We start from the raw sequence: 12,242 nt of genomic DNA, 5'->3' as shown, positions 1-12,242 counted from the left end.
AAAGTCTGTGGACTCTGTGTAAGACAGTACATGGTTTTTTAACTGTGGTATGCGACGGTGGTGGAAGCAGAAACTTAAATCGTGAGGTTTAGGAATCGCCGCACTTTTAGGGCGGCGAGGATGTCAAGCTAGGCAGGTTGCCAACAATCCTCACGAGTCAGACGAATTTGGGCAAGGGCAAAAATAGTCGGGATAATCCGGCCGTAATCAGTGGCGATCGCTTTCCAACCGAGATCAGCAATAAACCAACCCCATAAAGCCGGTCCTACCAAACTTAACACGGTTCTGACGGCTCCGTAGCGGGCCGCCGCCCTAGTCATGCCCTGTTTAGCCGTTTGTAGGGCGATTTGATTAACAATTGCCCCACCCTGGACTAGGGCAGTTTTTGCCCCTTGATAGCGGACAAAATGAAGAGCAAACTGCTGAGCGATATGTTTGAGCAGAATCGGTTTCAGGATAGAATTAATGGCGATGACGCTACTGCCTTTGAGGACTATATCAAGGGGATTGTGTTGTAGGTGAACCGGTAAGGGTTGGGGAGTGTGGCAATCCGCGAGCGCTTTTTGAATTTGAATCGAGAGGGATTTTTGTTCCGATGGGGGGAGACGTTTCCAAGCTTTGTTAACGAGGTGAAGATAGATTTCCGCTTCAATTTCCGTTGTCGGCATTTTTTGGGAGTAAGGAACCTTGAGGAAATGACAGACACGGACGAGAATTTGACGATAACTAACTTTTTCGGTTTGACCTTTTAATACTGTCACACCATCGGCAGCCAGATAACGAAAACGATCCTCGACGCTATCTAACCAACTTTCCCAATCTTGACTTTGAACGGCGATTGCGTCCGGCGCTCGTAGATAATCGAGAGGGTTAAAACGACGGCAAAAGAGGATGTTAGTGATTTGCTGTAGTTCCTCCTCGGTGGCTAACTCCAAAGCTGTGCGTAATTCGTCCAATGTGGTTTGTCCTCCTCAGCCCCAATAATCAAATCAGTTTCGCTAGTGCTGATTACTACTAATATTAACTCAAGGGTTTACAGGATTAGGAAGGCTAGTGACAAATTTTTCGATTAAGGTTGGGATCATTGGTGCGGGTTTAGCCGGGTTAACCTGCGCTCGTCAGCTGTGCGATCGAGGTTATACTGTTAAGCTATTTGATAAGTCTAGAGGCATTGGTGGTCGTTTAGCCACGCGACGGGTTAATCGAGCTAATCAAGAGATGGCTGTGGATCATGGCTTGCCTTTTTTGACTGTTCAGGGCGAAAAAACGGCGGCTTTAATTGATAATCTTCTAAGAGAGAATATAGTTACTTCTTGGTTTGATTCTAGCTATGTTGCTCCTTCTGGCATCAATAGCGTGGCGAAATTTTTAGCTCAAGGTTTAGAAATTGAACGAGATTTTCTGGTTACTCGTCTGGAAAATCATCAGGGAAAATGGGTTTTAAACAATAACGGTCAAATTCGGGGGGAGTTTTCCGTGATTGTCCTGGCTATTCCCGCCCCGCAAGCAGCGTTATTGTTAGAAAACTCTCATATAACTACTATGCCAGAACTGCGATCAATCGTTTACGATCCCTGTTTAACGGTAATGGCGGGTTATGGCGATTCTTTACCCGCAGTTACTCCCTCTACCGCCATCGCTTGGTTAGGACTTGATAGCAGTAAACGGCAATCATCCCCTGATTATGTCTTTGTTGTGCATAGTAGTGCCGATTTTGCGGTTAAATATCTCGATAGCGAGGATTTAGAAGCAGTTAAGCTAGATTTGCTCGCTCGTGCTTCTTTGCCTCTCCCAGATTGGTCTCAGATTCACCGTTGGCGTTATGCTTTAGTCCGTCAGGGTTTAGCTGTACCCTGTTTAAGTGTTAGTAGTCCTTTACCTCTAGTTGCCTGTGGTGATTGGTGTCAAGGGGGAGATTTATCGAGAAATTCTTCCCTAGAAACGGCCTTAACTTCTGGGATAGCGGCAGCTAATCAAGTTCAGCAGCTACTCTCTTAAGAATCTAGAGACAGGTTCAAATTCTTAGGTTAAGCTTAAGTTAACAAAAGGTTAAGTAATATAATAATGTAGGTATCCTATACTGGGGGGTTGGTCACAATGGAAAAATTCAATTCTAAAGATAACTTTCTCTACCCTAAAACCAGCTACAGGGGTTTATTCACGCCACAAAATTTGGTTTTTAACGCTAATTTGCAGGAATTCGCCCTGAGAGTCTCTTTTATCGCTGGTTTACACACGGGGGGAAAGCTTACCTCCACGGAAGCTTACGAGAAAATTAACCAGCTTTGGCAAGAGTTGAATACCAGTCGAAAATTCCTACTAGCTAATCATTTTGAGGATGACGGAGATTGAGAGATGGGGTTTTTCAGTGATCAGTAAACAGTAATTAGTATCTAAAGTGCTACTTCTAGATAAAAATGTCAACAAAAGACAACAAGAGGTAATTCTGCCGCTACAATATGATAGCGAGTTGTCAAGAGAACAGTAAAAGAACTGCCAATTGGATCTAGATGTCTCAATATACTACTAAACAAGCAACGGAAAACCCTGTTGTGTCTGCTCAGTCCGCCAAGAATCCCTTTTCACTATTTGGTCAATTTTGGGAAAGCCTAAAAATTGTCGCTCAACCCTATTGGTATCCAACGGAGTTAAATGGACGTGCCTTTGGAGATGTGATCATTTCTTGGGGAATGTCATCTTTGATCCTTTTAAGTATCTTGGCAACAGTCGGGGTAGAAGCTTTTAGTAGCTACTGGAATCGTTATGTACTCGATATTATTATTGAAGATAGAGACCTTTCTAAATATCTCAATACGCTGTGGTTATCCAGTTTGTTGATTATAGGAACAACGGGGTTATTTGCTTTTTCTCAATTTATTCGTCGTCGAGTGGCATTGGATTGGTATAAGTGGTTAACGAAACAAACCGTTAAAAAATATCTCAATGATCGCGCTTATTATAACATTGATTTTACCTCGACCTTAAAAAATCCCGATCAAAGATTATCTCAAGAAATTGAACCAATTACGACCATGACCATGAGGTTGTTAATCACCTTCGTGGAAAAAGGGTTACAAATGATTACTTTTGCGATTATTCTTTGGACAATTTCTCGGCAAATTGCGGTTTATTTAGTAATTTATACGATCGCAGGAAATTTAATAGCAATTTATCTAACTCAAGAATTAAACAAAATTAATCAATCGGAGCTTAATGATAAGGCGGATTATAGTTATGCTTTAACCCATGTGCGTAACCACGCCGAATCCATTGCTTTTTTTCAGGGAGAAGAGCAGGAAGAAAAAATCATTGAAGGTCGTTTTCAACGGGTTATTGAAAGCTCGGAAAAACTGATCAATTGGGAACGGTTTAATAATCTTTTTAATCGAGGTTATCAGTCAGCGATTAGTGTATTTTCAATGTTTATTTTGACCCCGATGTTTATTAAAAATGAAATCGATTACGGAGAAATTAGTCAAGCTAGTTTATGTTGTTTTCTTTTTTCTAATGCCTTGGGACAATTAATTACTGAATGGGGAACATCGGGTAAAGTTTCCAGTTATATTGAACGGTTAGCTACTTTGACAGATGCCTTAAAAGTTGCCAGTGAAGAGCCGAAAAACTTAAGTCGTATTACCACCCTGGAAGATGAGCGTATAGCTTTTGAGAATCTTACCCTACAAACTCCCGATTATGAAAAGGTAATTGTGGAGAATTTATCGGTTTCTGTCCCTTTGGGAGAAAGTTTACTGATTATTGGCCCCAGTGGTCGAGGAAAAAGTTCCTTGTTACGAGCAATCGCCGGTTTATGGAAAGCGGGTAGTGGTCGTTTAGTACGTCCTTCTTTAGCTAAAATGTTATTTTTACCCCAACGTCCTTATATTATCCTTGGCAGTTTACGCCAGCAATTACTTTATCCCCATACCAATGAGCAGCTGAGCGATGAAGAATTAGAAAATATCTTAAAAAAAGTCAATCTTCAACATTTATTAACTGACAAAAATAGCTTAGATAAAGAAGTCAATTGGGAACAGATTTTATCCCTCGGAGAACAACAAAGATTAGCTTTTGCTCGACTATTAATCACTAAACCTACCTTTACTATCTTAGATGAAGCAACCAGTGCTTTAGATTTGGCCAATGAAGCCAGTTTATATCGGCAATTACAGGAAAGTGAAACCACTTTTATTAGTGTTGGTCATCGGGAAAGTTTATTTAATTATCATCGATGGGTCTTAGAGTTAACAGAAAATTCCCATTGGCAGCTGTCAACTGTAGAAGATTATCAGCGCAAGAAAGTTAATGACATGGTCATGATGTCAAAAAAATTAGAAGATTTTTCGGCGGTAAAAATAGAGCCTTTGTTTGAGGTTAAAACTGAGCATGATGCGGAAATTGCAGGAGTTTCTGAAATAGCCGAAGGTTTGTCCCATCAACAAATGCAGTCCCTAACTGACTATTCTTTAAGTAACGTCCGGAGTCGTGCCAGTTTAGGTAAAATCATTACTGCCAAAGATGGTTTTAATTATCGTTACGATAAAGACCCAAAAGCCTTAAAATGGGTGAGAATATAGCTAGGGTCTGCTGAAAAAGTTTTTCGTGGGGGTAGGGTGTAGGGTGTAGGGTGTAGGGTGTGGGGTGTGGGGAGTTTTCTCAGTGAACTGATAACTGATAACTGATAACTGATAGCTGATAACTGATAACTGATAACTGATAACTGATAACTGATAACTGATAACTGATAACTGATAACTGGTATAGGAATTTTATCAAATGAAAGCACTGGAAAAACTTGTGACGGAACGATTATATTTAGTCCCCTTAAAGCTTGAACTTCTGAAAGCGGCAATTATAAGTATCGATGAATTGGCAACAATTTTGGGGGTAAAAGTTGCCGCTGACTGGGCCGAACAAGAGTTGATTCAAGCTTTCCCTGATATTGCGAATATTTTGCAGCAATTCCCCTTACAAAATGAGTGGGGGTGGGGGAGTTTAATTATTCATCAAGGAGACAATACTCTTATTGGTCATGTGATGGTCAAAATTATTCCTGATGTTACAGGTTTACCCACAGATGCTGTAGAAATTGGCTATCAAGTAGCGCCGTTATATCGACGACAAGGCTACGCATCTGAGGCGACAAAAACAATGATGGACTGGACACTTTCTCAATCTGGTATGCAAACAGTGACCGCTGGCTGCGCTCCCGATAATATAGCTTCAAAGCGAGTTTTAGAAAAAATCGGCATGGATCTGATAGAAGCAAGAGAGAAAGTCTTGGTCTGGAAATTAAGTAGATTGAAAAGTTTTTCTTAACCCTTATCAGGTATTTCAAAAATTTAAAAGTGGTGCGTTACGGCGGTTGTCAAGATTATTATCGCCTAACGCATCCTACAAGCTGATATATAATGGGTTTAAAAGTCAGGTTAAGAACATCTCAATCAGGCTTGACATATGACTGAAATCCCGACCAACCAATCCAACTTAGTGATTTTAGGAGTCTCATCAATGACGGAAACTACTGAAACGGCCATTCCCAATGATTTTCTGGGAATTAATCCCGCAGAAATCAACAAAAAACTTGTCTCCTGGGGAATTTCTCTGGATGAAGTTGTTCAAAAACTTGCTTCTCTGGGACTCCCCGGCATTATTTTCATTATTGCCGTTGCCGCATCCAGCGCTACTGCCTATCCTATGATTTACGCACTTTTTGGGTTAGGCGGCCCCCTGGGACTAATTGGTGGACTTGGGGTCTTAGGCCTCTCTACCATTATTGGCGACATTGTGACGGGTTATGGCATTGAGGCACTGCTGAAAACGGTCTATCTCAAGCGTCGTGAAACAGAAACTCAAGAATATCTGATTAATGAGGTGGAAGGTTTACCAATTTCTCAAGTTCTAAAACTTAACCTAAAAAAGGCTATTGAAGTAGAAATTGCTGCCGAAGAACCCGTTGCTCCCAAAGAAGTCGAAATTGCTGAAGAGTAGTTTTGACTTGACTAAGCACTGCTGCCTCCACTGGTCAATTGACTTGTTTAGCAAACTCTAAATGCAACAAAAAACCGCTATAAATCTTACTCCTGCTTGACTTATGGCGGTGGTTGTTTTCTGTATGAATTACTGAAAGCAATCTTTAAATTAATTAACTATCTTCCCAGTCAGAAGGCCATTTCCAAGTCCAAACGGGAGCGGGTTCAGAATCGGGGGGGGAATCGGGAGTCGGAGCCTCGTCTTGGTCCACCGATAAAAAACGAGCAAAGAAGGGGATTGCTTTACTTTGTTCGCTATTAGGATAATTCATGGTCATTCCTAGTTTTGAGTAGCAGCTTTTTCAATATAGCTGCGATTACCCTGTGATAGTAACATATATTGCCGTCTTACTCAAGTCAAATCCTCACCTTACCCGCACTCCCATCGGTGACACTTATAGCGGTATTCAGAGTCATCAGGTACGTCAGTTTTCTTCCCTGTTCTCCGCTCCCCATTGCTAATTCAAAAGCGATAACTTCTGTCCCTCAGCAGATAGGATAATTACGATAAGATACTCTGACTCTGTATTGGTTGATTTATGAGTTGACGAGGACTTCAGCGATCGCCTGGGAGATGGGAAAATAAGGAGGATAAAGTTCTAGCCAGAAAAACTCGCCAACGGGATTAATTTCTAAAAAGATATAACGTTCATCTGGTGTGACAATCATATCAATTGCACCATAATTAAGACCGAAATATTTCATTAATTCAAGTAGTTGTTTTTCAATAGTTTTCGGTAAATCGTAGGGTTGCCATTGTTGATGGAGCGCTCTTCCCTCTTTTCGCCAATCGTAGATAGCACCGTCTAATTGTTGGGAATTAATCGCCGCCGTAAATATTTGTTCACCGACGATAGTGATGCGTAATTCCAAAGCTTTAGGAATGTTTTCCTGAAAAGTCATTGGACAAAATTGCAAACCTTCCAAATTATCTAGATCTTCCTTAGTAACAGGACTGGTAAAAACAACCATTTCCTCTTGGTTGTCTCCATAAATAGCAAATTGAGAAAGCATTTTAGTCACAATTCCCGTCGCTTCAAACTCCTGAGCAAATTGCTTGACAGCTTCAGGATTATTAGAAGTTAAAGTCCCCGGAATTAATAAACCTAATTGTCGCGCCACTTGTAACTGCAATTGTTTATGATTGGCATGATCTACCTTCGCAATTGGATCAAGATGAAAGCCAGATAAACTAGCAATCATTCCTCGAATACTTAACCGACATTCCTTAAGAGAAGCTTCGCGAAATTGACGATCCATCCCATCGGGTAATTTTTGTCCGTATCTCATGCGTCGATACCAGACAGCCGAAACCTCTTTTAGCTCTAATTTTTGTTCTCCATCGGTAATAATTCCGCCTTTTTTATACCCTGAGTAAAGATCAACTTTTACCTCTGTCGGGAAGAGATCGGTATCAAAACGGAAGGCTTTTTTACCCATGGCTTCTATGGCTTTGATTACCAGAGGAATACTTTCATTATCGTTGCTAAAAGTAACAAGTAAAACGGTCATAAATCTCCTTGAAAACTTAGGATTAACAATTTTTTCAGCACCAACTTTGTCGATCAACCGAAGACTAAAAAATCAGCGATCGCATGAGAAATAGGTAAATCTAAATCCCGTTCTAACATTCCCCACTCACCACCCGGATTAACTTCTAAAAAAACGTATTCTCCTGCGGGAGTTAAGATAAAATCAAATGCCCCAAAATTTAACCCTAAATTAGCCATAAAAATCTGAATTTGCTGCAATAGTGAATCGGGTAAAGTATGATGTTGCCAAGCACCCGGATCAATACCCGGTCTTCGCCAATCTACTGCTGAATGATTATACTGAGAAGATTCTAAAGCACCCACAAATGTTTGTCCATTAACCACGACAACTCTCAATTCTAATTGTTTAGGAATTTCCGCTTGAAAAACCATAGGACAATAACGTAAAGATTCCGCTTCCTCAAGGTCTTCTGCTTTCACCCTACTGGTATAAAGAAAAAATTCTGGCGATTCCATACTGCGGGCGATCGCAGTTAACAATTTACTCACCATTCGTCCCTGAACCTGGGAAAAAAACTCCCGAGCAGCATCGGGATTATTGGTCACTAAAGTGGGGGGAATAATCAAGCCAACTTCTGAGGCCAAACGAAGTTGTAATAACTTATTTTTAGCCTTCTCAATTTGCGCTAAATTATCTAACCAACGCGCTGACCTTAAACTATCCCAAAAACCAGCCAAAGTCGTCTGGGATTCTCGCACACAAGCCTCCCGAAACTGAGGATCTAAATCCCCTGTTAGTTCAGGTTGCCAAATACGTCTTGTCCAAACAGATTGCACCTGTTCACTATCAATAGATTGATGGTTATAGGTTAATTGATAAAAACTTTTTTTCCCATTAAATTGGGCCGTTAGTTGAACCTCTAAGGGAAATTTATCAGTATCTAAGCGAAAAGGTTTGGCTCCTTTTTTTTCTATCGCCTCAGCCACGCGGTCAATCGTAAAAAAATCGCCGCTATGGGTCAACAATAAAACAACTTTAGGCGATTCTTTCATATCAGTTGCAAATCCTTACATTTTAACCCATCTTAAGGCTTTTGGGCGGGTCTTTATTGATTGGAATCTCAAGAAAATGCTGCAAAAAGTCTTGCTTTTGCTTGACTTATTGCAGTATTGGTTTTTTTCTTGAGTAATTACTAAAGTTAGTTGACAGCACTTCCCAAGATTTCAACGGGCAGTTTTTTGGCTGCAAGCCTTGCTTAGTGGCTCCTTTAGCTTTTTGTCTGTACGGTGTAATCAAGAAAAGTGCTGTAATTACTCAAGTGATCTGAGTTTAAAAATCTTCCCAGTCAGAAGGGTATTTGTAGGTGTTAGCCTCACGCTCAGGGGAAGGAGACTTGATGGAAGATTCCTCTTTGCTTACGGACAAGAAACGAGCAAAGAAAGGATGTGCTTTACCTTGTTGATCGTTGGGATATGCCATTGTTATTCCTCTGGTAATTTTGAGTGAACAAGTTTAATCACTCAGATAAAAACAACCACCTGTACTTACCCATAAAAGCTTTGCTGTGCATGGCTTTCAGAATCGGGATTGTGCAAATAATTTGCTTTTATTTGGGTGATGGAAAAAATCGTAACCACTAATCTGGCCAATGTCAAGCATTTAAGAAAAATTTAAGAAAATTTCCGCTAAATCATAGTAAATCCTTTGATTATCGGCTATTTATGAGGACAGGCACTCATGCAAAAGGCACTCACGCAAAAGGCAAGTGCATAAAAATAAATAGATTAGTAGATTGGATGATTTAAATTGTAGTTCTTCGATTCGAGATTTTTATGCAGAAGTGTTGAATCCTGCAATAAAACTTCACAAAACCAGTATTTTAGGAATGGAGTCAATAATCATACTAAATCTGGTTATTAAAGACTGATTATTCATTCCCCTTTTTGCCTTTTGCATGAGTAGAAAACGGGTTTCTCCGAGAAACCCGTTTTCTGTGCGTTACTCAACGGATTTAGTATCAGTCCTTTTTGGTATCATCAGAGCAAATACATAACTTGGTCATGATCTTCAAAATCTTAACATTCAACACTTCTGAGTTTTGTGGTGAAAGAGAGTTTTTTAATGTCGGTTATTGGCTCTCCCTTACCCAAGATCAACTCAGTGATAACTGCTCACTGCTCACTGATAACTGATAACTGATAACTACTTAGTACAAACGCTTACGGGGGCGATAATTAGCCACGGATTCCACTAAACCCAAGGCGATAAAATTGGTTAATAAAGATGAACGTCCATAACTTAACCAGGGTAGAGGAATCCCTGTAATCGGGGCTAATCCCACGGTCATGCTAATATTAAGAATTGCCTGAAAAGCGATCATCGAGAGAACACCGATCGCTATTAAAGAACCAAAGTTTTCTTTAGCAGTATTAGCAATGACTAACAAACGCCAACAAACTAACCAGAAAGCTATTAAAACTAGAATACTGCCGACAAAACCGAGTTCTTCCCCGACTACGGTGAAGATAAAATCGGTGTGTTGTTCGGGAATAAAATTTAATTGGGTTTGGGTGCCTTGGTGTAATCCCCGTCCTAATAATTCTCCGGATCCGATGGCAATGCGGGATTGAATTAATTGATAACCTCCCCCCAAAGGATTCTTTTCTGGGTCAAGAAATAGGGTTAAACGATCTTTTTGATATTCTTTTAATAAACCCCAAAAAACCTCGCCCAATTTACCCACTGCCAGATTAGTTGCCACCACAAGGAAAGTAGATAAAAAACGGTAGGGAAGGGTAAACCAAGCAAGTACAGCGATGATAATTGCTAAAACAATCCAAGCAGGAAAAAGTAAATTAAACAGAAAAACCGATGCGAGGGGAGATAAGAGGATAATCATCCAAGGCAGTTTCGCATTAGCCCAGTAAATCATGCCTAGGGTAATTGCGCCAAAGACTAATCCTGTCCCCAGGTCCGGCTGCGCCATAATTAACACCCAGGGGATGGCAGTGACGGCAAAGACACGAGCGATCGCAAAAAGATTATCGGCGGGACGATGATGTAGGAGGGCTGCTAGGGTGATAATTAAACCTACCTTGGCAAATTCCGACGGTTGCACGTTAAAACTGCCGATATTAATCCAACTTTGCGCCCCATTCGCCGTCACCCCTAGGATAATTACCGCGATTAGGGAGAGATTGGTGAGAAGATAGGTTAACCAGTGCCATTTCAGCAGACTTTCGTAACGACAACGGGCCAGAAATAAAGCGATCGCCACTCCCACGCATCCGAATAACCAGTGTTGCCACCAATCGAGAGCAGTGGTATGTCTTTCGGCACTACGAATCATTAAACCACCGAAAACGGTTAAACCCGTCACCAAAACGAACAAAAGCCAATCAATTTGGGCTATATCCCGGAAAATAAAGCTAAACTGCTCGTTAAAACCGCTTAGTTTCCTACTAACAAGGGACTGTCTTCTCACCATTTCTCTCCCCACATTTACTGACTAACTATAGGCTGCTACGGATACTTTCGCCGCTACCTGACGAGCGATCGCGATCAGGGCTTTAGCTGAGGCCGATTCTGGTTGCCCTAAAACTACTGGTACACCAGTATCACCGCCCTCCCGGAGGGATATTTCCAGAGGCACACATCCCAGTAAAGGAATGCCCAATTCTTGTGAGGTTTTTTCCCCGCCACCGGACCCAAATAGATCATAGGAGCGATCGGGCTGATCGGGGGGGATAAAATAACTCATATTTTCCACGATACCCAAAACCCGCGCCCCTAGCTGTTGGAACATTTTTAAACCCCGGCGCGCATCAATTAAAGAAACCGTCTGGGGAGTGGTGACAATCACCGCACCGGCTAGGGGGACCGATTGAATTAAAGTTAATTGTGCATCCCCGGTACCGGGAGGCATATCGACGATTAAATAGTCTAAATCGCCCCAGTTGACTTGATAGAGAAACTGACGGATAATGCCGTTTAACATCGGACCGCGCCAGATTACCGGTTGATCGGGGTTGATCAAAAAGCCCATGGAAACCATTTTGATGCCATGGTTAAAAGCGGGTTCCAATATCTCGCCATTTGCGCCCTGTACGGTCACTTGTGCGTCATTTAAGCCCAACATTGTCGGGGCGTTGGGGCCGTAGATGTCCGCGTCTAATAGCCCCACTTTTGCCCCTAAATGAGCCAAGGCGACGGCGATATTGACAGCCACGGTACTTTTTCCCACACCGCCCTTACCACTGGAAACGGCGATAATATTTTTAACCCCCTCCACGCCTTGGCGATCGGGTAAAGCTTTTTGTTGCGGGGTTTCGGCAGTTACGTCCACAGCGACACTTTCCACCCCAGGCAGCTGTTTAACGGCTTTTTGGCAGTCTTCCACGATAAATTCGCGCAAAGGACAGGCGGGAGTGGTCAAAACTAGGGTAAAGCTAACTTTTCCGCCATCGATCGCCACATTGCGGATCATGTTCAATTCCACTAAGCTTTTTTGCAGTTCTGGATCTTGAACGGGACGTAATACTTCTAAAATCGATGCGGTATCAAGGGGCATGGTTTCAGTGTCTCTAGTCAAGTATTGTTCTTATGGTTATTTATCTTAACCTTGTGGGGGTTGGGTGTTGGATGGTGTTGGGGTTTTAGGGTGTTAGGGTTTTAGGGTTTTAGGGTTTTAGTTGAAATTCCCCCACTTCCCCACTTCCC

At 41.7% G+C, this 12,242-nt stretch carries 12 protein-coding genes; 5 read left to right on the top strand and 7 right to left on the bottom strand.

The window, feature by feature from the left end; genetic code table 11:
- Positions 1-128: 128 nt before the first annotated feature.
- Positions 129-956 carry a YaaW family protein gene (locus IQ234_RS16645; protein WP_193957895.1) on the bottom strand — a complete coding sequence of 276 codons (828 nt, stop codon included), beginning with the start codon at positions 954-956 and terminating at the stop codon, positions 129-131.
- 97 nt (positions 957-1,053) lie between these two features.
- Here IQ234_RS16645 and IQ234_RS16640 point away from each other — a divergent pair, with 97 nt between their 5' ends.
- The 5 genes from IQ234_RS16640 (at position 1,054) to IQ234_RS16620 (ending at position 5,988) form a co-directional block, all read left to right on the top strand.
- Complete coding sequence (locus tag IQ234_RS16640) at positions 1,054-1,998, top strand: NAD(P)/FAD-dependent oxidoreductase (protein ID WP_193957894.1); 945 nt, start codon at positions 1,054-1,056, stop codon at positions 1,996-1,998.
- Positions 1,999-2,097: 99 nt separating this feature from the next.
- On the top strand, positions 2,098-2,352 hold the full coding sequence (locus tag IQ234_RS16635) for a hypothetical protein (RefSeq protein ID WP_104395982.1): 255 nt from the start codon (positions 2,098-2,100) through the stop codon (positions 2,350-2,352).
- Positions 2,353-2,510: 158 nt separating this feature from the next.
- On the top strand, positions 2,511-4,574 hold the full coding sequence (locus tag IQ234_RS16630) for an ABC transporter ATP-binding protein/permease (protein WP_193957893.1): 2,064 nt from the start codon (positions 2,511-2,513) through the stop codon (positions 4,572-4,574).
- Positions 4,575-4,773: 199 nt separating this feature from the next.
- On the top strand, positions 4,774-5,316 hold the full coding sequence (locus IQ234_RS16625) for a GNAT family N-acetyltransferase (RefSeq protein WP_193957892.1): 543 nt from the start codon (positions 4,774-4,776) through the stop codon (positions 5,314-5,316).
- A gap of 192 nt (positions 5,317-5,508) precedes the next feature.
- Positions 5,509-5,988: a hypothetical protein gene (locus IQ234_RS16620; protein WP_104396281.1), complete on the top strand. Its 480-nt coding sequence runs from the start codon at positions 5,509-5,511 to the stop codon at positions 5,986-5,988.
- Positions 5,989-6,142: 154 nt separating this feature from the next.
- Here IQ234_RS16620 and IQ234_RS16615 read toward each other — a convergent pair whose 3' ends face one another.
- The 6 genes from IQ234_RS16615 to IQ234_RS16590 all read right to left on the bottom strand — a co-directional run bounded on the left by IQ234_RS16615 (position 6,143) and on the right by IQ234_RS16590 (position 12,093).
- Positions 6,143-6,301: a microviridin/marinostatin family tricyclic proteinase inhibitor gene (locus IQ234_RS16615; protein WP_002739260.1), complete on the bottom strand. Its 159-nt coding sequence runs from the start codon at positions 6,299-6,301 to the stop codon at positions 6,143-6,145.
- Positions 6,302-6,566: 265 nt separating this feature from the next.
- Positions 6,567-7,541 carry an MvdD family ATP-grasp ribosomal peptide maturase gene (locus tag IQ234_RS16610; RefSeq protein WP_193957891.1) on the bottom strand — a complete coding sequence of 325 codons (975 nt, stop codon included), beginning with the start codon at positions 7,539-7,541 and terminating at the stop codon, positions 6,567-6,569.
- Between the two features lie 53 nt (positions 7,542-7,594).
- Positions 7,595-8,575: an MvdC family ATP-grasp ribosomal peptide maturase gene (locus IQ234_RS16605; protein WP_193957890.1), complete on the bottom strand. Its 981-nt coding sequence runs from the start codon at positions 8,573-8,575 to the stop codon at positions 7,595-7,597.
- A 277-nt stretch (positions 8,576-8,852) separates the two neighbouring features.
- Positions 8,853-9,002, bottom strand: coding sequence for a microviridin/marinostatin family tricyclic proteinase inhibitor (locus IQ234_RS16600; protein ID WP_193957889.1), 150 nt, complete (start codon positions 9,000-9,002; stop codon positions 8,853-8,855).
- A 727-nt stretch (positions 9,003-9,729) separates the two neighbouring features.
- Positions 9,730-11,010 carry a rod shape-determining protein RodA gene (gene rodA, locus IQ234_RS16595; protein WP_193957888.1) on the bottom strand — a complete coding sequence of 427 codons (1,281 nt, stop codon included), beginning with the start codon at positions 11,008-11,010 and terminating at the stop codon, positions 9,730-9,732.
- Positions 11,011-11,031: 21 nt separating this feature from the next.
- Positions 11,032-12,093: an Mrp/NBP35 family ATP-binding protein gene (locus IQ234_RS16590; RefSeq protein WP_002740457.1), complete on the bottom strand. Its 1,062-nt coding sequence runs from the start codon at positions 12,091-12,093 to the stop codon at positions 11,032-11,034.
- Between the last annotated feature and the right edge of the window lie 149 nt (positions 12,094-12,242).

The organism is Microcystis aeruginosa LEGE 91341 (assembly GCF_015206885.1).
GTDB classification, from domain to species: domain Bacteria; phylum Cyanobacteriota; class Cyanobacteriia; order Cyanobacteriales; family Microcystaceae; genus Microcystis; species Microcystis aeruginosa_H.
The sequence above is the reverse complement of the archived record's forward strand: the minus strand, read 5'-3'. Positions and strand labels throughout refer to the sequence as shown.